Annotated in this window: 23 protein-coding genes and 1 pseudogene; 13 read left to right on the top strand and 11 right to left on the bottom strand. The window is 72.8% G+C overall.

Annotated features, from left to right (window positions below):
* The first annotated feature begins 354 nt into the window (after positions 1 to 354).
* The 3 genes from CG740_RS17500 to CG740_RS17490 all read left to right on the top strand — a co-directional run bounded on the left by CG740_RS17500 (position 355) and on the right by CG740_RS17490 (position 4,121).
* Complete coding sequence (locus CG740_RS17500; protein ID WP_234376306.1) at positions 355 to 1,089, top strand: 4'-phosphopantetheinyl transferase family protein; 735 nt, start codon at positions 355 to 357, stop codon at positions 1,087 to 1,089.
* Positions 1,090 to 1,380: 291 nt separating this feature from the next.
* Entirely contained in the window at positions 1,381 to 2,154 is a 774-nt protein-coding gene (locus CG740_RS17495; RefSeq protein WP_100576065.1) for an ABC transporter ATP-binding protein, read from the top strand.
* Positions 2,154 to 4,121 carry an FtsX-like permease family protein gene (locus tag CG740_RS17490; protein ID WP_100576064.1) on the top strand — a complete coding sequence of 656 codons (1,968 nt, stop codon included), beginning with the start codon at positions 2,154 to 2,156 and terminating at the stop codon, positions 4,119 to 4,121. The genes CG740_RS17495 and CG740_RS17490 overlap by 1 nt, the downstream gene beginning before the upstream one ends.
* A 68-nt stretch (positions 4,122 to 4,189) precedes the next feature.
* Here the strand turns inward: CG740_RS17490 and CG740_RS17485 are convergent, their stop codons facing one another.
* The 6 genes from CG740_RS17485 to CG740_RS17460 all read right to left on the bottom strand — a co-directional run bounded on the left by CG740_RS17485 (position 4,190) and on the right by CG740_RS17460 (position 12,847).
* The gene (locus CG740_RS17485) at positions 4,190 to 6,214 is read right to left on the bottom strand and encodes an AfsR/SARP family transcriptional regulator (protein WP_100576063.1); all 2,025 of its coding nucleotides are present in this window, start codon (positions 6,212 to 6,214) and stop codon (positions 4,190 to 4,192) included.
* 165 nt (positions 6,215 to 6,379) lie between these two features.
* Positions 6,380 to 9,370: an AfsR/SARP family transcriptional regulator gene (locus CG740_RS17480; protein WP_100576062.1), complete on the bottom strand. Its 2,991-nt coding sequence runs from the start codon at positions 9,368 to 9,370 to the stop codon at positions 6,380 to 6,382.
* 101 nt (positions 9,371 to 9,471) lie between these two features.
* Positions 9,472 to 9,876, bottom strand: coding sequence for a peptide-methionine (R)-S-oxide reductase MsrB (gene msrB / locus CG740_RS17475; RefSeq protein WP_100576061.1), 405 nt, complete (start codon positions 9,874 to 9,876; stop codon positions 9,472 to 9,474).
* A 39-nt stretch (positions 9,877 to 9,915) separates the two neighbouring features.
* Positions 9,916 to 11,310, bottom strand: coding sequence for a UDP-N-acetylmuramate--L-alanine ligase (murC, locus tag CG740_RS17470; RefSeq protein ID WP_100576060.1), 1,395 nt, complete (start codon positions 11,308 to 11,310; stop codon positions 9,916 to 9,918).
* Positions 11,311 to 11,408: 98 nt separating this feature from the next.
* The gene (locus CG740_RS17465; RefSeq protein WP_100576059.1) at positions 11,409 to 11,876 is read right to left on the bottom strand and encodes an indole-3-glycerol phosphate synthase; all 468 of its coding nucleotides are present in this window, start codon (positions 11,874 to 11,876) and stop codon (positions 11,409 to 11,411) included.
* Between the two features lie 152 nt (positions 11,877 to 12,028).
* Positions 12,029 to 12,847: a pyrimidine reductase family protein gene (locus tag CG740_RS17460; protein WP_100576058.1), complete on the bottom strand. Its 819-nt coding sequence runs from the start codon at positions 12,845 to 12,847 to the stop codon at positions 12,029 to 12,031.
* Here CG740_RS17460 and zapE point away from each other — a divergent pair.
* The 3 genes from zapE to CG740_RS17445 all read left to right on the top strand — a co-directional run bounded on the left by zapE (position 12,846) and on the right by CG740_RS17445 (position 15,407).
* Positions 12,846 to 13,952, top strand: coding sequence for a cell division protein ZapE (zapE, locus tag CG740_RS17455; protein WP_100576057.1), 1,107 nt, complete (start codon positions 12,846 to 12,848; stop codon positions 13,950 to 13,952). The genes CG740_RS17460 and zapE overlap by 2 nt on opposite strands.
* A 66-nt stretch (positions 13,953 to 14,018) precedes the next feature.
* Positions 14,019 to 14,444: an OsmC family protein gene (locus CG740_RS17450; RefSeq protein ID WP_100576056.1), complete on the top strand. Its 426-nt coding sequence runs from the start codon at positions 14,019 to 14,021 to the stop codon at positions 14,442 to 14,444.
* A 78-nt stretch (positions 14,445 to 14,522) separates the two neighbouring features.
* A complete protein-coding gene (locus CG740_RS17445) occupies positions 14,523 to 15,407 on the top strand; it encodes a PPK2 family polyphosphate kinase (protein ID WP_100576055.1) in 885 nt (294 codons plus the stop codon).
* A 50-nt stretch (positions 15,408 to 15,457) separates the two neighbouring features.
* Here CG740_RS17445 and CG740_RS17440 read toward each other — a convergent pair whose 3' ends face one another.
* Positions 15,458 to 16,237: a hypothetical protein gene (locus tag CG740_RS17440; protein ID WP_100576054.1), complete on the bottom strand. Its 780-nt coding sequence runs from the start codon at positions 16,235 to 16,237 to the stop codon at positions 15,458 to 15,460.
* A gap of 247 nt (positions 16,238 to 16,484) precedes the next feature.
* Between CG740_RS17440 and CG740_RS17435 the strand changes: the two genes are divergently transcribed.
* On the top strand, positions 16,485 to 17,363 hold the full coding sequence (locus CG740_RS17435) for a polysaccharide deacetylase family protein (protein ID WP_234376305.1): 879 nt from the start codon (positions 16,485 to 16,487) through the stop codon (positions 17,361 to 17,363).
* 35 nt (positions 17,364 to 17,398) lie between these two features.
* Here the strand turns inward: CG740_RS17435 and CG740_RS17430 are convergent, their stop codons facing one another.
* The 4 genes from CG740_RS17430 to CG740_RS17415 all read right to left on the bottom strand — a co-directional run bounded on the left by CG740_RS17430 (position 17,399) and on the right by CG740_RS17415 (position 19,856).
* Positions 17,399 to 17,605, bottom strand: coding sequence for a hypothetical protein (locus CG740_RS17430; RefSeq protein ID WP_100576053.1), 207 nt, complete (start codon positions 17,603 to 17,605; stop codon positions 17,399 to 17,401).
* A 78-nt stretch (positions 17,606 to 17,683) separates the two neighbouring features.
* Positions 17,684 to 18,361: an ABC transporter gene (locus tag CG740_RS17425; RefSeq protein WP_100576052.1), complete on the bottom strand. Its 678-nt coding sequence runs from the start codon at positions 18,359 to 18,361 to the stop codon at positions 17,684 to 17,686.
* A complete protein-coding gene (locus CG740_RS17420) occupies positions 18,358 to 19,155 on the bottom strand; it encodes an ATP-binding cassette domain-containing protein (RefSeq protein WP_376213567.1) in 798 nt (265 codons plus the stop codon). Before CG740_RS17420 ends, CG740_RS17425 begins: the two co-directional genes overlap by 4 nt.
* A gap of 23 nt (positions 19,156 to 19,178) precedes the next feature.
* Complete coding sequence (locus tag CG740_RS17415) at positions 19,179 to 19,856, bottom strand: AIM24 family protein (protein ID WP_100576051.1); 678 nt, start codon at positions 19,854 to 19,856, stop codon at positions 19,179 to 19,181.
* Positions 19,857 to 19,926: 70 nt separating this feature from the next.
* Between CG740_RS17415 and CG740_RS17410 the strand changes: the two genes are divergently transcribed.
* The 6 genes and pseudogenes from CG740_RS17410 (at position 19,927) to CG740_RS17385 (ending at position 26,401) form a co-directional block, all read left to right on the top strand.
* Entirely contained in the window at positions 19,927 to 20,676 is a 750-nt protein-coding gene (locus CG740_RS17410) for a peptidyl-tRNA hydrolase (protein WP_234376304.1), read from the top strand.
* 150 nt (positions 20,677 to 20,826) lie between these two features.
* Positions 20,827 to 21,542 (top strand): annotated as a pseudogene (locus CG740_RS17405) (DUF4142 domain-containing protein).
* Positions 21,543 to 21,592: 50 nt separating this feature from the next.
* Positions 21,593 to 22,873, top strand: a complete 1,281-nt coding sequence (locus tag CG740_RS17400) for a DUF692 domain-containing protein (protein WP_100576049.1) — start codon at positions 21,593 to 21,595, stop codon at positions 22,871 to 22,873.
* 180 nt (positions 22,874 to 23,053) lie between these two features.
* On the top strand, positions 23,054 to 23,863 hold the full coding sequence (locus CG740_RS17395; protein WP_100576048.1) for a DUF4142 domain-containing protein: 810 nt from the start codon (positions 23,054 to 23,056) through the stop codon (positions 23,861 to 23,863).
* 74 nt (positions 23,864 to 23,937) lie between these two features.
* Positions 23,938 to 24,696: a TIGR04222 domain-containing membrane protein gene (locus CG740_RS17390; RefSeq protein WP_100576094.1), complete on the top strand. Its 759-nt coding sequence runs from the start codon at positions 23,938 to 23,940 to the stop codon at positions 24,694 to 24,696.
* 106 nt (positions 24,697 to 24,802) lie between these two features.
* A complete protein-coding gene (locus tag CG740_RS17385) occupies positions 24,803 to 26,401 on the top strand; it encodes an alpha/beta hydrolase (protein ID WP_100576047.1) in 1,599 nt (532 codons plus the stop codon).
* Positions 26,402 to 26,424: the final 23 nt, after the last annotated feature.

The raw sequence follows: 26,424 nt of genomic DNA, 5'->3' as shown, positions 1-26,424 counted from the left end.
GCTTCCCTTCGGTATTTCGTGTTCCCGACTCTATCAGACTCTTTCGTGTCCGATTCCCCGTCGAGTGGGGGTTGCCTTCCCGGCTGTTGGGCCGTTCCGACGTCCCGAACTCTAGCGGATTTCCCCGGCCGATTCATAATCGAGTCTTCCGGTCCGACCGAATAGAATTTCGGCATACCGAAATTCATCCCGGGCGGGAGATCGTGCTGAGTTGGGATGCCGCAGAATCTGCGGCGGATGGTTGTCGCAGAACCGATACGGCTCCGTGGCAACCCGAAGAACCTTACGGACCGGATCATCCCGCGTCAACTTGAACCCCGGCCCCGGCCTCCTTCGAGGCGGTAGCGTTCCTTCGTGACCTTGATCCTTGAGACCAGCACCGCCGTCGCGCACGCCTGGTGGTGGCGTACGGGAGACGGCCCCGTTGCTCCGACCGATCTGGCTCTGCTCAGTGAGGAGGAGCGCGAACGTGCCGCGCGGTTCGTGCACCAGCGCAGTGCGGTGAGCTTCGTCGCGGGGCGCGCGGCGAGTCGTCGGATTCTCTCCGGGCTGCTCGATGTGGCGCCCGAGGAGATACGCCTGGGGCGTCGGCCCTGTCCGGGCTGCGGCGACCCGCTGCACGGTCCGCCCGCGGTCATCGCCCCGGCCACCCCCCTGTGGATCAGCATTTCGCACACCACCAGCTGCGGCATGCTCGCCGTGGCCCGCGTTCCGGTGGGCGTTGACGTGGAGGCCGTACGAGACTTCTCGGTCGCGGAGCTCGCCTCTTCCACCCTGACCGAGTCCGAGCGCCATGTCGTGCTCGGCACGGAGGAGGGTGCTGCCCGTACCCGGGCCTTCCTGCGCTGCTGGACCCGTAAGGAAGCCGTACTCAAAGCGGTCGGGGTCGGGATCGCCACCGATCTCACCACCGTCGAGACCCGGCCGGAACTCTCCGGCCCCGCCGTCGTGGCCACCGGCGTGCCCGGAACGCCCTCGTCCTGGGTGGTGGCGGATCTGGCCGTGCCGGACGCCTGGGCCGCGGCCCTTTCCGTACCCGCCGACGCCGAAGGCAGCCGTCCCGAGATCCGCCTCCACCAGCACGTGTAGGTCAGTACGGATGGCCGCAGCCGGCCCCGGCCTCCCTCAGCTCCCCTCGGGTCCTCTCGGCCCCTCTCGGCCCCTCTCGGCCAGGGCCCTATATGGCAGCTACAGGCGGGGTCCGGGCGGCGTACAGGAATTTCGTAGATCCCGGCAGGTTCCCGGGGCGAGGCTTGCCGTCCGTAGGGAACGGGCGACGACCTCAGGAAGGTCTCGGCCCCGTCGGGCTTGTGCTGAACTGCCGCGTCCGTCCTACGAGTTCATCCGACCGGCACGACCTCACTCGACAGGCGTTGAGGCATGGGAAACGACCAGGCAGTCAGGCTCGAACAGGTCAGCAGGTGTTACGCGTCCGGGGCGTCGTCGGCGGTGCGCGCGCTCGACGGGGTCACGGTCGGGTTCGACCGCACGACCTTCACCGCGGTCATGGGCCCTTCGGGCTCGGGCAAGAGCACCCTGTTGCAGTGCGCGGCCGGTCTCGACCGGCCCGACGCCGGCCGGGTGGTCGTGGACGGCTTCGAGCTGGGCCCGCTCGGTGAGAAGGCGCTCACCGAACTGCGCCGGGACCGGATCGGCTTCATCTTCCAGGCGTTCAATCTGCTGGGCGCGCTGACCGCCGAGCAGAACGTGGGGCTGCCGCTGCGGCTCGCGGGGCGGCGCCCCCGGGCAGCCGCGGTGCGGGCCGCGCTCACCCAGGTCGGCCTGGGCGAGCGCGGTGGGCATCTGCCCTCGCAGATGTCGGGCGGCCAGCAGCAGCGGGTGGCCATCGCCCGCGCCCTGATCACCCGGCCGAAGGTGCTGTTCGCGGATGAGCCGACCGGCGCCCTGGACAGCGGCTCCAGCCGTACGGTCCTGGAGTTGCTGCGCACTCTGGTGGATGAGCAGGGGCAGACGACGATCATGGTGACGCACGATCCGGTCGCCGCCTCCTACGCGGACCGGGTGGTCTTCCTTGTCGACGGCCGGCTAGCCGACGAGATGCACCGGCCGACGGTTCAGCGAGTCGCCGAGCACATGGCGCGGCTGGAAGCCGGCGCACAGCCGCAGCCGGCCGGCCTGAACGGGGGCCGGTGATGGGCGAGTTCGGCCTGCTGATTCCGGTTGCGGTCGCCACCCTGCGCAAACGGTGGTCCGGCTTCATCGGCTCGTTCGTCGCGCTCACCCTGGGCGTGGCGCTGATCGCCGCGGCGGGGCTGCTGGTCAGCACCTCGGCGGGGCTTGAGAACGACGATCCGTCGGCGCCCTCTCTGAAGAAGCTGCTCGTTTTCATGGCGGGCATGTCGGGCTTCGTGTCCGTCTTCGTCGTGGCGTCCACGTTCGCGTTCGCGGTCGCCGGTCGGCGGCGCGAGATCGCGCTGCTGCGGGCGGTGGGTGCGACGTCCCGTCAGATCCGGTCGCTCGTGCTCGGCGAGGCGGTCGTCGTCTCGCTGGCCGCCTCGGTCTGCGGCGCTCTGCTCGGCCTCGGCGTGGCGCCGCTGTTCGCGCGCTGGCTGGTGGCGCGGGGTGCCGCCCCGGAGCGCTTCAGCGTGGCCCCGGGTGCCGGTCCGCTGGTCATCGCCGCCGCCGTCGAGATCGCCGTCGCGGTGCTCGGCGCCGCCGCGGCGGCCCGCCGGGCCGGCCGGGTGCGGCCGGTGGAGGCGCTCGGCGACGCGGTGGTCGACGGCCGGGTGATGACGCTCGGCCGCCTGCTGTGGGCGATCGGCTACCTCGCGGTCTTCACCGCCGTACTGCTCCTCTTCATGACCATGCCGACCGCGATGCAGCACGATCCGCAGGTGCGCGATCCCCGGAATCTGCCGGTGTGGGCGCTGCTCATCGACGTCATGGCGATCATGGCGGTCGCCCTGTTCGCTCCGCTGCTCGTGCCGCCGCTGGTGCGGCTGCTCACCCTGCCGGTGCCGCTCGCGTCCGGCGCGGTGGGCCTGCTGGCCCGCCAGAACGCCCTCAAGGCGGTGCGCCGCACCGTTTCCACGGCGACCCCGATGTTCCTGGTGGTCGGCCTCACCGGCACGGTGGTCGGCTCCACGCTGACCTTCGGGGATGCCAGGAGCATCCAGTCCCGGGCGGTGCTCAGCGCCCAGTACGTCGTCGAGCCCACGAGCGGGGCGACCCTTCCGGCGGGCGCGACGGGACAGCTGCGGGCGCTGCCCGGCGCTCGCACCACTACGGTCCGCAGCACGCTGCTCACCGGCCTCGACAGCGCCAACTCCGGTTCCACCGAAGCCACTTCGGGCACCATCGCGGCGACCGTGATCGACGGGGACGCGGCCACCACGTGGCGGCTCCCCACCGATTCCGGTTCGCTGGGCCGCCTCAGCGGATCCACGGTGGCCGTCTCCGAGGCGCTCGCCCGGTCCAACGGCTGGCGGGTGGGCGACCGCCTCACCGCCTCGCTCGCCGACGGCACACCGGCGACCCTGACGCTGGTCGCCCTGGTCAGGACGCCGCTGAGCCTCTCCGAGGTCCTCCTTCCGTACGCCGCGGTGGCCGGCCACCTGCGCGGAGACCCGCAGCCCACCGCGGCCTACGTCTCCACCCGGCAGGGCACGGCGCCCGAGGCCGCGGGCACCAAGGTCACACCGGCCGTCGCCTGGGGCAGCGGCGACAACGACCCGCGGGCCCGGTCCGACTGGGTCGCGATGCTCGCGATCCTGGGGCCCGCGCTGCTCTACGCGCTGATCGCGATCGTCAACACGATGACGATGTCCACCGGCGACCGGCTCCGCGACTTCGCCACCCTGCGTCTGACCGGCGGCAACGACCGCCAGGTCCTCTCCATGGTGGGCCTGGAGGCGGTGCTCACCGCGGCGACCGCCACCGTGCTCGCGCTCCTCGTCACCACGGGCACCCAGGCCGCCACCCTGGTGCTCGTCAACCGCCGGATCCTGGAAGCCGGTTCGCCGCTTTCGCTGGGCCTTCCCTGGCCGGCCATCGGGGCGGCCGCGGCGGCCGGGCTCGTCCTCGCGCTCGTCTCCAGTCTCGTACCCGCCCGGCTCGCGCTGCGCACCCGCGCGCTCGCTTTCGCCGGGGCTCGCCAGTGAGCGGGGCCGCACACGGAGTTCGGCCCGGTCATCCGGACGGGCCGGGATCGAGGGCAGGTGTACGGCGCTCAGCCGGCCTGGACCAGCGTGACCGGTACGGGACGCTCCACCGGCAGGGACTGGACGTACAGCAGCACGAGGGGGTGGAAGCGGTAGCGGGGGTGGGAGCGGTGGGGGAAGGCGGCTCGGCCTTTCTCCGCCGCCTCGGCCCCGCCCGATGGGTGGACGATCTCCAGGAGTGCACTGTCGGTGAGCCGCTCCACCAGGTCCTCCGCGAGCCGGTCGGGCAGCCCGAGCACGGCGGCGGCCGAGGCGGCGGAGAACGACCGCGCGCCGAGCGCCGACAGGCGGGCCAGGAGGCATCGGTTCCCCTCGTCGGTGCGCGCCAGCCATTTCGCCAGCGAATCCCTCAACTCCATCTCCCCAAAGGCGAGTTCATCGAGCCTGGTGTCGGTTTCGGCGAGCCGGCCGGCCAGCCGGGCGAGCGACCAGTGGGACCGGGCGGCGAGCCGGGCTCCCGCCAGGCGCAGCGCGAGCGGCAGTCCCCCACAGTGCTCGGCGATCGTGCGGGCGGCGCCGGGCTCGGCTTCCGTGCGCGCCCTGCCTGCCGTGGCGGCGAGCAGATCGAGGGACTCCTGCGGGCTCAGGGGTACGACGCCGAGGGTGGCGGCTCCCACGGTGACGGCGAGCGGGGTGTGCCCGGTGACCAGCACGGCCGACTGCGCACCGGACGGCAGGAGCGGGGCGAGCCGACGGCCGTCCGTGGCGTTGTCGAGCAGGACCAGGATCCGGCGTCCCGCCGTGCTGGTGCGATAGGCGCGGACGAGGTCGTCGAGGTCGTACGGGGCCGGGCCGGACGGCTGCTCGCCCAGCGCGCGCAGCAGGTGGGCCAGCACATCGCGCGGGTCCTTGGCGGTGCCGTCCGGCTCGGTGAGGTCCGCGTAGAGCTGGCCATCGGGGAAGTGTGCGCGGTTCTGGTACGCGGCGTGCACGGCCAGTGCGGTCTTGCCGATGCCTGCCATGCCGGTGATCAGGCAGCGGCGGGGCGTCGCGCGGCCGTCGGGCGTGAGCAGACGGCGCAGAGCGGCGAGTTCCCTGCCTCGGCCGGTGAATCCGGCGGTGGCGGGGGGCAGCATGGCGGGGGCGCGGAGCACGGGCAGGCCGGCGTGCGGCCGCGGGGCGAGCGGCTCGGGCTCGGCGGTGTGGACGGCGGCCGGGTCCGCAGTCCCCCGCTCAACGGGCTCCGGGTTCGCGCCGCGGTCAAGGCCCGGACCCACGTCCAGTACCGGGCCCACGTCCAGGCCCGGGCCCACGACCAGTACCGGGCTCACGTCCAGGTCCACGTCCAGGTCCACGTCCAGGTCCAACGTGCCGCGCAGTGCGGCCTGGTGAGTGCGCGTCAGATCGACTCCGGGGTCGACTCCCAGTTGCTCGGCGAGCGCCGTGCGGCCCTCGTGGAAGACGTGCAGGGCATCGGCCCGGCGGCCGCAGCGGTACAGGGCGGTCATCAGCTGGGCGCGCATCCGCTCGCGCAGGGGGAAGTCCGCCACCAGACGGGTCAGTTCGGCGACGATCCGTGCGTGCCGACCGAGCGCCAGCTCTGCTTCCATCCGATTCTCCAGCGTGGCGGCGCGGCCCTCCTCCCACTGCGGGATCTCCTCCTCCGCGAGAAACTCCGTGACGTTCCCCAACAGGGGTCCCTGCCAGAGCGCCAGCGCATCCCGCAGCATGTTTCCGGCATCCTCGTACCGGTGCTCGTGCAGCGCTTGACGGCCGAGCCGGTCGAGGCGCTCGTATTCCACGATGTCCACCAGGCCGTCGCCGGTCCTGAGCGCATAGCCGGGCGGGCGGCGCTCCAGGGTGGCCTCGGGCTCCAGGAGCTTGCGCAGCCGCGAGACGTACGTGTAGATCTGCGCGCTCATCGTCGCGGGCGGGGCGGTCCCCCAGAGCAGGCGGCTCAGCCGGGAGTCGGGCACCACACGGCCCCGGGCGAGCACCAGGGCCGCGAGGAGGGTGTGTGCCTTCGTGCCCGAGAGCGCGATCGGCTCGCCCGCGCGTCTGGCCTCGACCGGGCCGAGCAGGTGGAAGTCCATGGTTCCCCGTTCAACGGTGGGCGTGGTGCCGGCTGTGCGCCCACCCTGTCCAGCCGCTGTGTCCCGCCGATTTTGAATCGATTTCCCCGACCCGATATCGGAAAGGCTCCCCCAGTCGGAAAGGCTCACCCACTCCCCAACGCCCTTCATCCACCGGCGAATTGCTCAGCCGTCGAGCACCCCGGCCAGCTGCCCGGCCGATATCCGGGCGCCCGGTGCGGCCGATTCGACCAGCGCGATCAGCCGGCCGGCACGCTCCTGCCAGGCCTTGGCGGCGACCGTCGCGAACGCCTGGCGAGCCCGCTCGAACCGGTCCACCGCCCCGGCCCGGCCCGCCATCGCGTCCGTACACCCGAGGTCGATCTCGATCCGCCCGCGCAGCAGGTCGTCGGACAGCTCAGCCGCGACGCCGAGGGCCTGCTCCAAGGTTTCCCGAGCCTGCGTCAACTCGCCCTGGCGCCACCTGGTTTCACCCAGCAGGCGCAGCGCGTACATCTCTCCGACCCGGTCGCCGCCCGCCCGGGTCAGCGCGATCACCTGCCGTCCCGCCCGGCGCGCGTCGTGCGTCCGGCCGTCGCGCAGCAGTGTGCCGGCCAGCCAGTACAGGCTCTGCGCCTCGGCCCGCCAGAAGCCGCCCTCACGGCTTCTGGCCACCGCCCGCTCGGTCAGTTCGACGGCGCGGGGGAGGTTTCCGCGCTGGCTCTCGATCTGAGCGAGCAGGCCCATCGAGTGCAGGGCGCTGCGGACCTCCCCGATCCGCAGCAGCACCTCCATCGCGGCCTCGTAGTGTCCGGCGGCGCTGTCCAGGTCGCCCTCGAAGTGGGCGCAGATCCCGAGCAGCCGGCGCACCCGTGCGGCGCCCGACTCGTCGCCGGTCTGCCCGTACAGCCGCAGTGCCGGCAACAGGCGTTCCACGGCGGCCTCGTAGCGCCTTTGGTTGATGGCGAGCGAGCCGAGGGAGCGCAGCATCATCGCCTCGCCCGTCCGGTCGTCGACGCCTCGCGCGGCGGCCAGCGACTGTTCGGCGCAGGACTGCCAGTCCTCCAGGCAGTGCCGGGTCTCGAACAGGGCGGTCGCCGCAGCGGTGAGCAGCCAGCTGACGGCCGGCTGCGGCGACCGGGCGGCCTGTCCGACGACCCCGACCAGGGCCGACCGCTCCTCCTCGAACCACCCCAGGGGGTCGGCGAGGAGTTCGTCGACCAGTGTCTCCGGCAGTGCGGGCCGGTCGGGTCTGCGGCCGAGCCCGCCGTGGCCCTCGACCCTGCGGTGGGCCTCCTCGGCGAGCGCGAGCCAGTCGCCGAACACCCGGTCCAGGGCCTCGGTGCGCTCCTCCTCGCCGTCCTCGGCGAGCGCGAGTTCCCAGGCGTACAGGCGCAGCAGATCCTGGAAGCGGTAGCGGGCCGGCCTGCCCGGCGGCCCCGGGACGGCTTCCAGGAGGTGGGCGTCCACCAGCTGCTCGATGAGGTCCTCGGCCGCCCACAGGTCGGTGTCCAGTACGGACGCCCCGGCCCAGGCCGCGAAGTCGGGGGCGTTGAGCAGGCCGAGCCTTCGGTACATGCGGGCCGCGGCCGGGTCCAGGTCGCGGTAGCTGAGCCAGAGCCCGGCGCGCACTCCGCCCTGGCCCGGGCTGAGTTCGTCGAGCCGGTGCCGCTCGTCGGCCAGGCGGTCGACCAGGGACCGCAGCGACCAGTGCGGGCGGGCGGCGAGCCGGGCCCCCGCGATGCGCAGGGCGAGCGGCAGCCGGTCGCACAGCTCGCCGAGCCGGGCCGCGGCTGCCGGGTCGGCGGTGAAGCGGTCCGGCCCGGCCACTTGGGCGAGCAGCGCGGTGGCCTCGCCTTCGGCGAGGGTGGGCAGGGCGAGGCGCAGGACGTCGTAGTCACCGGTCAGGTCGTCGATGGCGTCCCTGCTGGTGATCAGCACACAGCACCTTCCGGCGCCGGGCAGCAGGGCGCGCACCTGCTCGAAGGAGCGGGCGTTGTCGAGCAGGATCAGCATCCGCCGGGTGTCGAGCACGCTGCGGTAGAGGGCGGCCCGGTCGGCGGTGTCGGCAGGGATCTGCGGGCCGGGCACGCCCAGGGAACGCAGCAGCCGGTCCAGGGCCGCCCCGGGCGGGACGGGGTCGTCCTTCTCGTCGTAACCGCGCAGGTCCATGAAGAGCCGGCCGTCGGGAAAGCGGGCGGCGACCTGGTTGGCCCAGTGCACCGCGAGGGCGGTCTTGCCGACCCCGGCGACCCCGGCGACGACCCCGACGGCCAGGGGACGCGAGCCGTAGCTGTCGTCCAGCATCCGGTCGAGGCGGGCGAGTTCGTCCAGCCTGCCGGTGAACGCCGCAGCGTTGGCGGGGAGTTGGGACGGTACGGTCGTGAGCGGGGCGGGCGGGGCGTCGACCGCGGGCTGCGCCAGGTCGGGAGAGTCCTGGAGTACGAGGTCGTGCAGGGCCCGGAGCGCGGGGCCGGGCTCGATGCCGAGCTGGTCGACCAGGATGTCGCGCCCCTCCCGGAAGATCTCCAGGGCTTTCGCGCGGTGCCCGGAGCGGTACTCGGCCAGCATGAGGAAGCCGCGCGCCTGCTCGCGGAGCGGGTTCTCCCTTACCAGGGTGGCCAGTTCACCGATCAGCGCCCGGTGCCGGCCGAGCTGGAGCTGCAGCCCGGCCCACTCCTCGCGCAGGTCGAGCCGGAGTTCCTCCAGGCGGGCCGCGGCCGATTCGGCGGGCTCGCCCTCGATGCCGTCCAGGGCGCGGCCGCGCCACAGGCCGAGCGCCTCCTCCACCAGGGCAACGGCCTCGGCGGCCCGTCCGCGCCGGGCGGCGTCCCGGGCGCGGCCGGCCAGATCCTCGAACTCCCGCGCATCCAGGCGGTGTTCACCGGCGGAGAGGAGGTATCCCGGGTGTGAGGTGACGATCAGGTCGTCGACCCCCGCGGCATCCTTGAAGATCTTGCGGAGCGCCCCGACGCAGATGGCGATCTGGTTGCGCGCGGTGGTCGGCGGCGTGCCGTGCCAGACCGCGTCGATCAGGCCGTCCACGGAGACGACCCGGTCCGGCGCGAGCAGCAGCGTCGTCAGAACGGTCCGCTGCCGTGCGCCGCCGAGGGCGATCCTTCGGCCGTCGACCCGCACGTCCAGCGTGCCGAGCAGCCCGAACACGATCCTGCGCACAACCCGCTCCCCCCGTCCCGGCCTCCCCCGGGGTCATTCGACCACCCCGCGGAGCCGGGCCGGGTGGCTCCGCGGGCCTCAGGCGACCGGCACGCGATGCCTCACGCCTTCGGGGCGAGCCGCAGCGAAATGCTGTTGATGCAGTACCGCTGGTCCGTGGGCGTCGGATAGCCCTCGCCCTCGAAGACATGCCCGAGGTGGGAACCACAGCGGGCGCAGCGGACCTCGGTGCGGAGCATGCCGTGGGTGCGGTCCTCGATGAGTTCGACCGCGTCGGTGTCCTTCGGGTCGAAGAAGCTCGGCCAGCCGCAGTGCGACTCGAACTTCTCGCCGGAGGTGAAGAGCTCGGCCCCGCAGGCGCGGCACGCGTACACGCCCTCGGTCTTGGTGTCGGTGTACTCACCGACGAACGCGGGCTCGGTGCCGGCCTGGCGCAGGACCTGGTACTCGGCGGGGCTCAGCTCCGCGCGCCACTGCTCGTCCGGCTTTTCGACGTCGTACGCCATGGGGTGCTCCTCGGTCGGATCGGGTCGCTTCGGGACGGGTCAGTTCGACAGGCGGGCCAGGATGGCCGGGCCGAGGTCCGTCACGTCGCCCGCGCCCATGGTGAGAACGAGATCGCCGGGGGCTGCCATTCCCGCGACGACGTCCGGGACGGTCTCCTTGTCGTGGACGGCGGTGACCTGGGCGCCCGCAGCCCTGGCCGCGTCGATGATCAGCTCGCTGGTGACGCCGGGGACCGGGTCCTCGCGGGCCGGGTAGATGTCGAGGACGACCGAGAGGTCGGCGAGGGCGAGGGCCTGGCCCATCTCCTTGCCGAGTTCCTGGGTGCGGGAGAAGAGGTGCGGCTGGAAGACCACGAGGAGGCGGGAGTCGGAGGCCGCGCCCCGCATCGCCTCCAGGTCCGCGGTCATCTCGGTGGGGTGGTGCGCGTACGAGTCGATGACCTGGACGCCCTTGACCTCGCCCTTGAGCTGGAGGCGGCGCTTGACGCCGGTGTACTTGCCGAGCGCGGAGGCCAGGTTGTGCGCGGGGATGCCGAGCGCGACGCCGGCGGCGAGGGCGGCGACCGCGTTGTGGGCGTAGTGGCGGCCGGGGACCGAGACCGTGAAGGTCAGGAACTTGCCGTTGAGGAGAACCGTCACCTCGGAGGTGAGGCCGCGCGGGGTGACCTTGTGGACGCGTACGTCGGCCGTCTCGGACTCGCCGTAGGTGACCACGTTCAGCGAGGACAGGTCGCGCACGCGCTGGGTGAGCTCGACCGCGCCGGGCTGGTCGGCCGCGATCACCAGGGTGCCGCCGGGGCGGACCTTGCCGACGAAGGTCTCGAAGGAGTCGTAGATCTCGTCCATCGAGGCGTAGTTGGCGTGGTGGTCGAGCTCGACGTTGAGGACGATGGCGACCTCGGGGTCGTACTTCTGGAAGCTGCGGTCGCTCTCGTCGGCCTCGGCCACGAAGATGTCGCCCTCGCCGTGCCGGGCGTTGGTGCCGGGCCCTTCGAGGTCGCCGCCGATCGCGTACGACGGGTCCAGGCCCAGCTCGGTCAGGGCGACGGCCAGCATCGAGGTGGTGGTCGTCTTGCCGTGGGTGCCCGCCACCGCGATGGCGCGCAGGCCGCCCATGAGCGAGGCGAGCGCGTCCGAGCGGTGCACGACGGGCACGGACAGCTCGGCCGCGCGGGCGAGTTCGGGGTTGTCGGCGCGGATCGCGCTGGAGACGACCACGCAGGTGGCGTCGTCGGCGAGATGGCCGGCCGCGTGCCCGATGTGCACGGTGGCGCCGAGGGCCCGCAGCGCCTCGGCGGTGGCGGACTCCTTCGCGTCGCTGCCCGCGACCTGGGCCCCTCGCTGGGCCAGGATCTTCGCGATGCCCGACATGCCGGCACCGCCGATGCCGATGAAGTGCGGCCGTTCCATGGCGGTGGGAATGGCGGATGCCATGCGGTTCTCTCCCGGGGTGCGACGTACAGAAGGAGCCCCCACCCTAATTCCTGTGGGGGCTCCGGCCGCGACACGGCTCCCGGTGGGGGCCGCGGGGGCTACTCGCTGTGGGCGAACAGCTTGAGGACGGGGACGCCCACCTTGTGCCGGGCGCGCGAGGCCCAGTCGCGGTGGAAGAACTCCTCCACGTAGTGCGGCGCCGTCAGGACGATGACCTCATCGGCGCCCACCTCGTCGACCACGCCCTTCAGCTTGTCCAGGGGATGGTCGTCGACCACCTGGCCCACGGCGGTGCTGCCCGCGTTCCGCAGGGACTGAAGGGAGTGCTGGAGGGCCACTTCGGCGGGTCCCTGTGCGGCGGAGCCCTCCGGTTCGGCGCCCTCGTGGACGGCATCGTCGAGCTCGCCGAGCGCCACGTCGTCGATCGCGCGCAGGAGCCGGTCCTGGTCCCCCCTGGGCTGCATGAGAACGACGAAGGAAATCGGCTCGTCCCCGTGCAGAGTGGTGACGAATTCCACGTCGACGGAGGTCAGGGGCTTCTCGATCATCAATACGCTCGTGAACACGACAGGCGCCCTTCTGTTCTCTCCATGGCCGCCGCCACCGTGAGTGGCGGGTCCGGCCTCTGCGGAAACCATCCTTCCCCGTATCCGCACGGGGTCTGCGTGAATAAGTGTGCCCAGCGCGAGCTAACCGGAACGATAAATTCCGCCGATCGTCAGATCCGACGGTAACGCGTGTAGAGGAACCCGGCGTCCTCCAGTACGGACGCCGGGGCGAACCGCTGCGGGACCGTGACCGCGGGGCCCGAAGCGATCCGCTGGGCGTCGCCCGCGGTCAGGGTCGGCGAGATGGTCAGGCACAGCTCGTCGAGCACCCCGGCGGCCACGAACTGGCCGAGCAGGCGCGGTCCGCCCTCGGTGAGCATCCGCGGCAGTCCGCGCTCGGCCAGCGCCGCGACCATCCGGCGGGGCTCGACGCCGGTCCCCTCGCCCGCGACCACCACCTCGCAGCCGGCCCGCCCGGCCTCCCTCACCCGGTCGGGGTCGGCTGCCGCCCCGGTCAGGATCAGGGTCGGCACGAGCGGCGAGGTGAACAGCGGCAGGGTGAGATCGAGGTCCAGGCTCGCCGTGACGACGGCGATGGCGGGCGCGGGCCCCTGCCCGGCAGCCCTGCGCCGCTCGGCGAACCCGGCCCGCGCCCTGGCCGGCCGGTACCCCTCCAGGCGTACCGTTTCCGCACCCACCACCACGACGTCCGCGAGGGCGCGCAGGACGCCGAAGATCCGCATGTCGGTGTCGGAGGACAGCGGCTGGGAGCGGCCCTCGTGGTGGCCGGCCCCGTCGAGCGAGGACACCATGTTGGCCCGCAGCCAGGGGCCGCCGCCCCGGGGGTAGGCGTAGGCGTCGGCCAGCCGGTCGAGCGGCCATTCGGTGCGTGCGGCGTGTTCCGCGGGGTCGGCGCCCTGGGCCGGTCCGGCGGCCCCGACCTCTTCGGCCGTCGGTGTCTGGTCGGTCACAGGGAACAGTTGTCGCATGCGGTGCAGTCTGGCACGGCGCTTACAGTGGGGAACTGTGTCGACCAGCCCCATAACCGAAGCGGCCCCCGTGTCGCTCTGCGCCCGCGCGCCGCATGTCCCCGCCGACCGTCTGGTCGCCGAGATGGTGCCGCCGCCGCGGTTCGACTCGGTGCGCTTCGAGACGTACGTGCCGGACCCGAACCAGCCCAGCCAGAGCGAGGCGGTCACCGTCCTGTCCTCCTTCGCGGCGGGGCTCGGCGGTGCGCACGCCGTGGGGTCCAAGCGGCGCTGGTTCGCGAAGAAGCCGGCCGCCGCGCCCGGGCCGCGCGGGGTGTATCTCGACGGCGGCTACGGCGTCGGCAAGACGCATCTGCTCGCGTCCCTGTGGCACGCCACCCCGGCCGAGCCCGCCCTGAAGGCCTTCGGCACGTTCGTCGAGCTGACCAACCTGGTCGGCGCGCTCGGCTTCCAGCAGACCGTGGCGACCCTGAGCGGCCACCGGCTGCTGTGCATCGACGAGTTCGAGCTCGACGACCCGGGCGACACCGTCCTCGTGTCCTCGCTGCTGCGCCGGCTCGTCGAGCAGGGCGTGGCGCTGGCCGCGACCTCCAACACGCTGCCGGGCAAGCTCGGCGAGGGCCGGTTCGCGGCCGCCGACTTCCTGCGCGAGATCCAGGGCCTGTCGGCCCACTTCCGGCCGCTCAGGATCGACGGCGAGGACTACCGCCACCGGGGTCTGCCCGAGGCCCCGGCGCCGTACTCCGACGAGCAGGTCACCCAGGCCGCGTACGCCACCGAGGGCGCCGCCCTCGACGACTTCCCGCAGCTGCTCGACCATCTCGCGCGCGTCCATCCCAGCCGCTACGGCGCGCTGACGGACGGCGTGCGCGCGGTGTGCCTGACCGATGTGCGCCCGGTGCCCGACCAGTCGACCGCGCTGCGGCTCGTGGTGCTCGCCGACCGCCTGTACGACCGCGAGGTGCCGGTACTCGCCTCCGGGGTCCCCTTCGACCGGCTGTTCAGTGACGAGATGCTGAACGGCGGCTACCGCAAGAAGTATTTCCGGGCGATCTCCCGTCTGACCGCGCTGGCCCGCGACGCGAAGGGCCTTGTGGGGCAGTAGGTTTGGGGCCGAGGGGGCCCATGCTTGATCCGTCCGCCGCCCCCTCGGCCACAGAAGGGAAACATCATGGCCACCACGCGCACGGCGCACACGGTCTGGGAAGGCGAGCTCCTCACGGGCTCCGGCACCGTCACCTTCGACTCCTCGGGCATCGCCTCGCAGGCGGTCTCCTGGCCGTCCCGCGCCGAGCAGGCCAACGGCAGGACCAGCCCGGAGGAGCTCATCGCGGGCGCCCACTCCAGCTGCTTCTCGATGGCCCTTTCGCACGGCCTGACGGGCGCGGGCACCCCGCCCACCCGCCTGGAGACGAAGGCCGACGTCACCTTCCAGCCCGGCGAGGGCATCACCGGGATCCACCTCACCGTGGTCGGCGAGGTCCCCGGCCTGGACGCGGACGCCTTCCAGGCCGCCGCCGAGGACGCCAAGAAGAACTGCCCGGTGAGCCAGGCCCTTTCGGGGACCACGATCACGCTCAGCGCCGAGCTCGCCTGAGACTGCCGCCAGCGGTAGCGCCGGCCGCCGTTCCATCGCACGATCGAGGGAACGTGAGGCGGCCGGAAGGGGTGCGCAGTGGCCGGTAAGGGCAAGGCCCGCAAGGGCGGCGGCAAGCCCGGGCAGGACCTGCGCGAGCTGCTGCGCATCCCCGAGGGCGAACGCGTCACCCTCTCCTCCTGCGCCACCGACGCCACCCCCGGCTGCCCGAAGGACAAGGCGGCTGGCCTGGCCGCCACCGCCCGGATGGGTGAACGTCTCGCCGATCTCCAGGAGCGGCTGTACGCGGCGAGCACCGCCGGCGACCGGCGGCGGATCCTGCTGGTGCTCCAAGGCATGGACACCAGCGGCAAGGGCGGCACGGTCAAGCACGTCATCGGCCTGTTCAACCCCTCCGGCTGTCGTATCAAGGCCTTCAAGGCGCCGACCCGCGAGGAGCTCGCGCACCCCTTCTTGTGGCGCGTCTCCAAGGCGCTGCCGCAGCCCGGCGAGATCGGCATCTTCGACCGCTCGCACTACGAGGACGTACTCATCGCCCGGGTACGGGAGCTGGTCCCGCGCCCGCAGATCACGCTGCGCTACGGCCACATCAACCGCTTCGAGCAGTCCCTGGCCGACGACGGGGTGACCGTCGTCAAGGTGTTCCTGCACCTCGGGTACAAGGAGCAGCGCCGCCGGCTGCTCGCCCGCCTCGACAACCCGGACAAGCACTGGAAGTTCAACCCCGGGGACATCGACGAGCGCGCGCTGTGGCCCGACTACCAGGAGGCGTACGAGATCGCCCTGCAGCGGTGTTCGACCGCCGCCGCCCCTTGGTACCTGGTGCCGGCCGACCGCAAGTGGTACCGCAACTGGGCGGTCAGCAAGCTGCTTCTTGAGCACCTGGAGGCGTTGGATCCGCAGTATCCGCCGGGCGACTTCGACGTCGAGGAGTGCCGGCGTCGGCTGCTCAAGAAGGCCTGACCCGCCGACTGCTCAACAAGGCCTGATGCAGGGCGAGTTGGGATCTTCCCTCAGGACTGCTTGCTCATCAGGCCCGAGATGTCGACGGCGTCGGCGGCGGCCGGGGTGGCGGTCGGCACCGGCTGGTCGAAGCCGCCGAAGCGTACGGTCGCGTCGGGTGCCGCGGGGCCCCTGGCGACGGTGAACCGTACCGGGTAGGGCTTTCCGCTCGCGGCCACGTCGAGCGTGTAGGTCCGGCCCTGCCGGGTGGCCGTGACGGGGATGGCGGCGACGCCGTCGACGGTGGTCGGCCTGCCCTTGGTGAGGTCGGTGGCGGGCAGCTTGGCGGAGGTGTCGAGGTACTTCTGGAAAGTGTCGAGGTCGCAGACGTCGGTCGTGTTCCGCAGCACCGGGTCGTTGGTGGTGCCCTTCAGATAGCGGTCGCCGACGAGCGAGGCGAGCGCGCTGCCGCCGCCGGGCACCTCGTTCTTCCAGAACGCCGCGTTCGGTTTGATCCACACGTCGGTGCCGCGCCGGATGATCTCCACCGAGCCCTGCGGGCCGAGGCTCACCGAGCCCCGGCAGTTGCCCGATCGGTCGAGGGTCAGATCGAAGGAGGTGCCCGCGCCCGAGCCGAGGTCGCCCTGGGCCGTCACGTGGAGGGACCGGGCACTGAGCAGGGCGTCGTGCGAGCGCCGCGCGAGCTGGTCCGCGCTGAGGGAGCCGGTGTCGTCCGCGGGGGCGGCCGTCGCGCCCGCCGGACACAGGGCAAGGACGGCGAGTGTGGTCAGGGCGGTCAGGGCGGTCGAGCACAGTGCCGCCGAGCATGCTCCGGTACGGGATCCGGACACGTCGCCTCCCTGGGGCCTTGAACCGCGCCTTGCCTGCGAAGGGGCCTGTTCGGGCGTGTGATCCGTATGGGTCGAGCGTAGTCCGCGGAGGCGAGCGGGGCGCGTCGGCCGCCCCCGGGCCGCGGCTGCCGGGGGCGGTTGCGCCGGGACTGCCCGCAGGCCGGGCTGTGCGGCATTGGCCGGAATCTCGGGGGCGGCCGGGAGTGCCGTAGGCAAATACGCCGATACGATCGGCTACTTTCCGTTCGTGACCATTACTGCACGAAAACTGCTCACGGTTGCCCTGCTCGGTGCCGCGCTCACGGCCTGCGGATCCGACCCCGCCAAGCCTCCGCAGCAGGCCGCCGGCAAGGCCGCGCCCTCGGCGCCCGCCGGGGCCGGGGCCCCCAAGACGGCGAGCGCCGCGACCCTGGCGCCCGGACCGGGCGGACTGACCCCGGTCTTCGAGCGGGCACCCCGGAGTCCCCAAGGCGCCCAGGGCGAGAAGGTCGTCGCGCTGAGCTTCGACGCCGACATGACGGCCGACCAGGGCCCGCGCGCGGCGGGCGGCGAGCGCTTCGACAACCCGGAACTCATCGCCGACCTGAAGCGCATGAAGGTACCCGCCACCGTGTTCATGACCGGGCGGTGGGCGCAGGAGTACCCGGCCGAGGCCCGTGCGATCGGCACCGACCCCAACTTCGAGGTCGGCAACCACTCCTACAGCCACTACGCGTTCAAGACGGACTGCTACGGGCTGCCCGTCGTCGAGAAGGACGCGATGCGGGCCGACGTGGAGAATGCGACGGCCCAGTTCAAGGCGGCCGGGGTGACCAACACCGTGCCGTACTTCCGCTTCCCCGGCGGGTGTTATGACGACGCGACGCTGCGTGCGCTCGCCCCGCTGAAGATGACCGCCGTCCAGTGGGACGTGGTGAGTGGGGACGCCTTCGCGAAGGACGCGAACGCGGTGGCCGAGCAGGTCCTGGCCGGCGTGAAGCCCGGGTCGCTCGTGGTGATGCACTGCACGCGCAGCGCGGCGCCCGTCACCGACACGGCGCTCCAGCGCATCGTGCCGGAGCTGCGCAAGCGCGGCTACCGCTTCGTGAAGGTCTCCGATCTGATCCGCGGCACCGCGCAGCACTGACCGGCGTAGCAACGTGAGCCCGGCGCGGACCGGGCTCAGCCCGAGCAGGCCGTGCGCTGCGCCTCCTGCCACTCGCACACCGGGCAGAGCGTGCTGCCCTTGGTCGACTCCGGGTACTCGGTCGGAGCCCGGCACAACACGCACTCGGCGAAGGGCCCCTCGTACGCTCCGGGCGCGAGGGCCCCGACCGAGGGGGCGGCCTCGCAGTATGTCGTGTCGTCCCGCGGCTGCGTCTCGTCCATGCGGCCGAGCCTAATCGGGGTAGGGGACCCGGCACGTCGGCGTCCAGGAGGCGGGCTCATCGGCGTACGGGGGCGGGCTCATCGGCGTCGCGCGCTGAGCGCGCAGGCTCCGGCGGCGGCCGTGCCCGCGAGCGCGAGCGCCGCGCCCAGTGGTACCAGGGCCAGGTGCACGGCCCCGGTCCGTGAGCCGGTGACCAGGTCGAACACCGCGTACCGGGCCGGTGAGGGGGCGAGGACCAGGGCGAGCAGCGCGGCCAGGGCGGTGAGCGCGAGGGACCAGCCGCGGGCGCGCAGCACCGGACGGCTGCCCAGGGTGCCGACCGCCGCCCCCGTCAGCGCGCAGACCCCGGCGGCGATCAGACCCGCCGCACACGCGGCACCGAGCGGCACCGCGACCTGGTGGTCGCCGCTCGCCGGATCGCTCACGGCGGCGACGTACGCCGTTCCCACGACGCCGAGCAGTGCCGCGCAGCCCATGGCCGACAGGAGCGACGCGAGGTGCACCCGGGCCGGCCCCGCCGTGGCGGCCGCGCAGGCGCGGGCGGCCTCCGGTTCCTGGGTGACGCAGATCCGCACGAGCCAGGCCGCCACCGGCAGCAGGCCGGCGGCCGCGTACCCCATCGAGTCCAGGACCGGCTGCCCCTGCTGTACGCCGATGCCCAGCAGCGCGGCGTACAGCAGGACGGGGGCGAGCCAGCGCTGGGAGCGCAGGAGGAGGGCGCTCTGGTAGCGCACGAGGGGGACGAGCGGGCTCATGTGCCACGCACTCCTCGGATGTGCCAGGGCGGCTCGGCCGCGAGCAGGGCGCGCAGCAGATCGTCCGACCGGTCGGCCGGTACGCACAGGGTGCGCAGGCCGTCGGTGGACGTCAACTCCTTCGGGGCGCCCGGAAGTTGGGGCGGAAGCGGTCCGGTTCCGATGATGTCGACGAGGACGGGCGCGGCGCGCGGCGGTCCGGCCACGCCGTGCAGCCCGGTGCCCGCGACCGCGTACCGGGCGTCCTCCTGCCCGGCCAGCCGGGCGGGGTCGTGGTCGACGAAGACGACCGTGCCGCCCGCCGTCACGCGCTCGCGCACCGCGCGGTCCAGCTCGGCCCGGGCCGCGGTGTCCAGGCCGGTCCACGCCTCGTCCAGGACGAGCAGTTCGGGTTCGGCGAGCAGCGCCTGGGCCACGGCGACCTTCTGGCTGGTGCCCTTGGAGAGTTCGGCGAGCGGGGTGTCGGCGTGCGCCGCCGCGCCGAACCGCGCCAGCCACCGACCCGCGCGCTGCCGCGCCGTGCGGCCCGGCAGGCCGTGCACGCGGCCGAGGTGTGCGAGGTATCCGGCCGCCGTGAAGGGCAGCGCGGCGGGGAAGCGTTCGGGGACGTAGGCGGTGCGGGGGCGGCCGGTGATGCCGCCCTCCGTCGGGGCGTCGATTCCGGCGATCAGCCTCAACAGGGTTGACTTTCCGGTGCCGTTGGTGCCCTCGATCCGTATCAGGGCGGCCGCGGGCAGGTCCAGGTCGACGGCACGCAGCACCCAGGGACCGCCGACGGTGTACCGGCGGCCCACCCCGCGCAGGGCCCGGACGGTGCTCAGTGCTGCTGGGCCTTCTGGGGCGTCGCCTCGCTCGGACGCACTATGACGTAGCCCTCGCCCTGGAGCATCAGCTGGACGGCCTCGCCGGAGCCGCCGCGCAGCATCGAGCCGATGGACTGCGAGCGGTGCAGGGAGGTCTGGAGGTTGGCGGTCCAGCCGACCACCGCGTCGGTGTCGACGTACACCGGCAGCTGCGGGGAGACCGGGATGACCAGCGGGTTGCCCTCGCAGACCAGGCCGAGCCGGCCGTAACCGGTGAAGACGCTGTTGAAGAGGCCGCCGCCGGCGATGCCGGAGCCCTTGACCGTCTTGATCTCGTAGCTGAGCGAGGCGTCGAAGCACAGCACGTTGCGGCCGTTGATGGTGAGCGCGTCACCCTGCTCGATGTCGACGATGAAGCAGTTCTGCGCCTCGTGCGCGAACCAGGCCTCGCCCTGGCCGGTGACCGCCATCAGCGGCAGGCCCTCGCCGGTCACCGCGCGCTTGAGCATGCCGCCTATGCCCTGGCCGCGCCGCTCGAACTGGAGGCTGCCGCGGTAGGCGATCATCGCACCCTGGCGCGCGAGCATCTCGCCGTTGACCGCGTACTTGATGGACTTGGCGTTCTCCAGCGTCATTCCGGCGGCCGCGGCGGGCTGGGCCATGTTCTCGATGGCAAAAAGGTCGCTCTTCATGCGCGCATCCTGTCCCGGAACTATTCATTCCGCCAAGAATCACCGATTCGGCGGCTGGCAGACTGGTGGGGTGAGCACCGAGGACACCCAGACCCCCGCTTCCGACAGCCCCTTTCACGACGCCTCCCCGCGCGACGAGGCGCGGCAGTACGTGCTGCCGCTCGTCGTCCACATCGAGAAGGCAGATCCCCCGGCGCGCACCGACGCCCTGGAGACGGCCGCCCGCGCGGTGCTCGTGATGCTCTCCGACGAGCGGTCGCTCGGCGAGGGGGACGACGAGGGCGAGTGGGCCCGGGTGATGCGGGACTGGCAGGACGCCCGGATCCGCAAGGTGGTGCGGCGGGCACGCGGCGCCGAGTGGCGCAAGGCCTCGGCGCTGCCCGGCATCACGGTGAGCGGCAAGTCGGCGGAGGTACGCGTCTTCCCGCCGGTGCCGCTGGACGGCTGGCCCAAGGAACTGGCCAAGCTCCAGGTCTCGGGTACGGACCTGGACGACCCGGCCGATCCGGATGCCCCCGATCCGCTCGCCCCCGTCCTCTGGCTCAACCCCGACCTCGACATGTCCGCGGGCAAGGCCATGGCCCAGGCCGGGCACGGGGCCCAGCTCGCCTGGTGGGAGCTGACGGACACCGAGCGCAAGGCCTGGCGCGAGGCCGACTTCGCCCTGGCGGTACGCAGCGCGGACCCGGCCGCCTGGCACGGGCTGACACGCAGCGGGCTGCCGGTGGTCCGCGACGCCGGCTTCACCGAGATCGCCCCGGGCTCCTGCACGGTGGTCGCCGACCACCCGGCCCTGCGGGCACGTCTCGCGGCTGGCTGAGGACGGCGCATCCGGTCAGGGCTTCTCCGCGCTGAACACACCACCCGCCCCATCCGTACCCCCCGGTACGCCGAGCAGTGCTCGCGCTCTCAACTGGCCGTCCCGGGAGGCATCTTGTCGCGTGGAACAGTCCGCTCCAGCCGTTTCGCCCTGCGCCACGTGAACGGGACGGGGCTGCTCATCGCGGTACTCGTGGCCACCATCGGGGCGCTCGCCTTTCCCGTGTGGTCGTACGCCGACCGCTCCAGCACCCCCCGGGCGAACCTCAACTCCTCTTCCACGCCCACCCCTTGGGGACCGCTGTCCGCCACGGACCGGGAGTTCGTCACCAAGGTGCGGCTCGCCGGGCTGTGGGAGGGGCCGGCCGGGCAGCAGGCGCAGGAGCGGGCGCCCAGCGCCGCGATCAAGGCGGCCGGGGACCATCTCGTCATGGGCCACGCCGCGCTGGACAAACACGACCGGGATGTCGCAGCGAAGCTCGGCATCGAGCTGCCGAACCAGCCCAACGCCCAGCAGCAGGGCTGGCTGCGCCAGCTGACCGCGGACACCGGCACCGCCTACGAACGGGACTTCGCGAATCTGCTCCGCGCCGCCCACGGCAAGGTCTTCGCCCTGGTCGCCCAGGTCCGCGCGAGCACGCGGAACTCGCTGGTGCGGGACCTGGCGACCGATGCCAACAACACCGTGCTCGACCACATGACGATGCTGGAGGCCACCGGCCTGGTGGACTTCGACGCCCTGGCCACCCCCAGCTGATGCGGCCACCCCCGGCTGACGCGGCCGCCTCAAGCCGGCGCCGCCGCCCCCAGCCGGCGTCGCCGCCCCGCACCGGGCGTGCCCCGCGGAAACCTCAAATCAAGCTCTGAAGGTGACCCGGTCAGGGTTCGTCGCCGGAGCCGGGGGCCATGACCTGTCCATGAAGCATTTGGGCATCGGCATCGGCTGGCGGCCGGAGATCGCCGGGGCGGTCGAGGGGCTCGACGGCATCGACTGGGTCGAGGCGGTCGCGGAGAACCTCTGCCCCGGGCACCTCCCCGACTCCCTGCTCCGGCTGCGCGAGCGCGGGGTCACCGTGGTGCCGCACGGGGTCTCGCTGGGCCTCGGCGGGGCCGACCGGCCGGACCCGCGGCGCCTGGCCGACCTCGCGGCCCGGGCCGAGGCGCTCGGCTCGCCCCTGGTCACGGAGCACATCGCGTTCGTGCGCGCGGGCGGCGAGCTGACCGCGTCGCCGCGCCTGGAGGCGGGTCATCTGCTGCCGGTGCCGCGCACCCGCGATGCCCTGCGGGTGCTGTGCGAGAACGTGCGCATCGCGCAGGACGCCCTGCCGGTGCCGCTCGCGCTGGAGAACATCGCGGCCCTGATCGACTGGCCGGACGAGGAGTTGACGGAGGGTCAGTTCCTGTCGGAGCTGGTCGAGCGCACCGGCGTCGGGCTGCTCATCGACGTGGCCAATCTGCACACGAACCGGGTGAACCGCGGCGAGAACCCCGCGAAGGTGCTTGCCGACCTGCCCTTGGAAGCGATCGCGTACGTGCACGTGGCGGGCGGTATCGAACGCGACGGCGTCTGGCACGACACGCACGCGCACCCCGTACCGCAGGCGGTACTCGATGTCCTGGCGGACCTCGCCGCCCGCGTCTCACCGCCGGGGGTGCTGCTTGAGCGCGACGACGCGTTCCCGCCCGCGGCGGAACTCGCGGCCGAACTCGGCGCCATTCGGGCCACGTTGGCATCGGCGGAGCCGCCCGCCCCGGTGACGCGATCCGCACCTGCGGCCGCCGCCCAGGAGGCCGGCCCCGGGTACCGGGACCGGCTCGCCCTCGCCCAGGCCGCCCTGCTCTCCTCGCTCACCGCGGGCACGCCCGCGCCCACCGGGTTCGACGGGCGGCGGCTGCGCATACAGGCCCGCTCGCTCGCGGCCAAGCGGGCCGATGTGGTGGCCAAGGTGGCGCCCGAGCCGGCGACGCTGCTCGGGCCGGACTACCGGGAGGCGTTCCTGGAATACGCCAAGTGCCGTCCCATGTACGGGGGTTACCGCCAGGACGCGCTCGACTTCGCCCGGTTCCTGCTCGACTCGGGGCGGCCCGCCGACGCCGAGGCGCGCCGAGCCCTGGCCCGCTGGTGGAAGGACCGGGCCGGACCGAGGCCGCCGGGCCGCGCCTCGCGGCTGCTGCGCACACTGACCCGGGCGGCCTGACCCGGCCCACCCCGCCAGGCGGATGCCGCGGCGGGGCAACCTAGCGCATCGACAGTGGAGTTGGTGTGCACTCCCGCATCACGTGACGACTCCCACACCACCTGGCCACCCACTTCACCGAACCGCCTCCGAAACCGGCGGCATCCGCACTACCGTGCGGCACCGCACCAGGAGGCACCCATGCGTCGCTTGCTGTCCGGTACCGGACTCGTCATCATCGCGTTGGCCGCGACTCTGCTCGCGCTGCTCTTCCCCGTCTGGTCGTACGCCGACCGCGCGGGCACCCCACTCGCCGACTTCAACGCCGGTACGGTGCGCACCCGTTGGGGGCCGCTGACCGCCGCCGACCGGGACTTCGTGGTCCGGGTGCGGCTGGCCGGGCTCTGGGAGGGCCCGGCCGGCCGGCAAGCCATCCAGCGGGATCCCAGCGACGCCGTCAGGGCGGCCGGTCAGCACCTCGTCGACGGGCACGCCTTCCTCGACGCCCGGGTCCGCGAGGTCGCGGCCCAGCTCGGCATGGAGCTGCCGAATCAGCCCAATGCCCAACAGCGGGGATGGCTGAGCCAGTTGACCGCGGACTCCGGCACCGCCTACGAGCGGGACTTCGCCAACCTGCTGCGCGCCGCCCACGGCAAGGTGTTCGCCCTGGTCGCGCAGATTAGGGCCAACACCCGCAACTCGCTGGTCCGCGGGCTCGCCGACGACGCGAACACGACCGTCCTCGACCACATCACCATGCTGGAGGCCACCGGGTTCGTCGATTTCGACGCGCTCGCCCGGGACGCCGCGGCGGCGGCGACGGCGAACCCCACCGGCCCCCCGCCGCCCACGCCGGGGGCGACACCACCGAGCGCCGCACCGCTCACGCCGGAGCCCGCCGACGGCGTCGAACCGCCCGCCGGGACCGAGCCGTCGTTCCCGCTGCCCCCGGCCGCCTCCCGCCCGAAGGACGAGGCATCTCCCGCACCGGAGACACCCCACACTCCGTAACGAAGCGATAACCCGACGTCCAAATTGTGGACAGACTGTGGCGGCGAAGCGTCAACTTCGCATACAACTCGGCCATGTTCTGGGTCCTGTTCCTTCTGCCCGCGATGGTCGCGGCCGGGTTCTCCTGCGGCCGGCTCTGTCTGGCCGCCGTCGCCGCCGCCCGCCCCCGGCCGCGTACGGACGACGGGCGGGGCCTGTCCTGCTACGAGGCCGCGTTCCTGGCGGGCGGCCCCTACCGGGTCGTCGACCTGACCCTCGTCTCCATGCACCGGGCCAGCCGACTGCTGCTCGCCCACACCGGCTGGGCCACCGTCGTCGACCCCGAGGGCCGCGACGACCTGGAGCGCTCGGTCCTGACGGCGATCGGCCCCGGCGGCCAGGAGCGGATCGAGACGATACGGTCCGGCACCGCCGGGGCGGACGCGGTGCGTGCCCTGGCCGACCGGCTGGCCGGCGCGGGCCTCGCGGTCCCCGACGCCGTACGGTCCGGGGTCAGCGCCTCGGTGAAGTCGGTGCGCGGCGCCGCCCTGCTCATCACCGCGCTCGCCTGCGCCGCCCTGTTCATGCCGGGCGAGACGGGCACCGGGCGGCCCGAGATCGCGGCCTGGTTCGCGCTCCCGCTCGTCCTCACCCTGGGCTGTCTGGCCATCGCCCGGGTGGAGATCCACCCGTACACCCGCTGGGCCTCGCCCGACGGGCAGGCGCTGCTCGGCGGGCTCGACGCCACGGGCGACCCGCTCACCGCGGTCGCCGTGCGCGGACTGCGGGCCGTGGAGGACCCCCAGCTGCGCAGCGCCCTCACGAGCGGCCGCTTCGCGCATCGGAGTCAATGACCGCGCCCGGCGCGGCCCCGCTGCTTTACTTTCACTCGTCCGAAGTATCCCCTTCTGGTCTGTATGTACTTCCGTAGTACCGCAGCACGAAAGGGATGTACCGGCGATGAGAGCTGTAGCGCTGTACGGAACCCTGGGTTCCCTCGTCCTTTCCGCCCTCGTCGCCGCCCCCGCGGGCAGCGCCGACCCGCTGACCGCCGAGGCCCGTGGTGTGACGGCCGCCGCCCAGCGCGCCGCCGCCCGGCCGATCGCCTTCGGCCGGTGCCCCGAGGCGGAGGCGCTGCCTCCTTCCGTGCAGTGCGGAACGGTCCAAGTCCCGCTGGACTACCGTCATCCGACGGGCCGTCAGATCTCGCTGACCGTCAGCCGGACCAAGGCCAAGGGCAAGCCCGCCGAGCGGCAGGGCGCCCTCGTCTTCAACCCGGGCGGACCCGGCGCCTCCAGCATGTACTTCCCGATGGTCGCCGGGCTCTCCGACTGGAAGCGGATCGCCGGAGCGTACGACCTGGTCGGCTACGCCCCGCGCGGGGTGGCCCGCTCGGCGCCGCTGTCCTGCCAGGACCCGGCCGACTTCGCCAAGGCGCCCACCGAGTCGCCCACCTACCCCTCCGAGTCGTACAAGCTGGAGCGGATCGCCCAGGCCCGGGCGTACGCCGAGGGCTGTGCGCGCAACGCCGGGGACGCCCTGCGGTTCTACACCAGCATCAACAACGCCCGTGACCTGGACGTGCTGCGGGCCGCGCTCGGCGAGCAGAAGCTGACGTTCATGGGCGCCTCGTACGGCACCTACTTCGGGGCGGTGTACGCGACGCTGTTCCCCTCGCACATCCGCCGGATGGTCTTCGACTCGGCGGTCGACCCGGACCCGAAGCAGATCTGGTACCGCAACAACCTGGACCAGTCACGGGCGTTCGAGAACCGCTGGGCCGACTTCCGCGCCTGGGTCGCCAGGCACGACGCGGTCTACCACCTGGGCAGTACGGCCGAGGAGGTGCTGGGGAGCTATGAGCGGGTGCGGGCCAGGCTGACCCGCGAACCGGCCGGCGGCACGGTGGGCCCCGCCCAGTTGCAGGCCGCCTTCCTCAAGGCCGGGTACTACGACGACTACTGGTCGAGCCGGGCCACAGCGCTCTCGGAGTACCTCAAGGGCAATGAGCGCCCGCTGGTCCAACAGGCTTCGCCGAGGCCGGAGTCGGCGGTCGACGACGAGAACGGGAACGCGGTGTACACGGCCGTCGAGTGCAACGACGCGCCCTGGCCGAGGGACTTCGCGACGTGGGACCGCGACAACACCGGGCTCGCGGTGACCGCGCCGTTCGAGACGTGGGACAACGCGTGGATGAACCTGCCGTGCGCCTACTGGCCGGCCCCGCAGCAGAAGCCGGTGGACGTCGGCGCGAAGCCGGGGGCGCTGCCGACGACGCTGATCCTGGCGGCCGAGCGGGACGCGGCGACGCCGTACCCGGGGGCCCTGGAACTCCAGCGGCGGCTGCCGGGCTCCGTCCTGATCACGGAGAAGGACGCCGGTACGCATGGCATCGCGGGTGGCTCCAACGCCTGTGTGAACGGCTATGTGGAGGACTACTTGCTGAACGGCCGGACGCCGGTGCGGCGCGCTGTGTGCGCGCCGCACCGGGAGCCGAACCCGGTGTCGCTGGACGAGCGGGCAGCCGGCAGGCCGGGGCGTGTGCTGCCCGCTCTCTGATCTTCCGGGTCAGGGATGACCGG

Origin of the sequence: Streptomyces sp. CB01201, from assembly GCF_002803085.1 — a bacterium.
In the GTDB taxonomy this organism is placed as follows: Bacteria; Actinomycetota; Actinomycetes; order Streptomycetales; family Streptomycetaceae; genus Streptomyces; species Streptomyces hundungensis.
The sequence above is the reverse complement of the archived record's forward strand: the minus strand, read 5'-3'. Positions and strand labels throughout refer to the sequence as shown.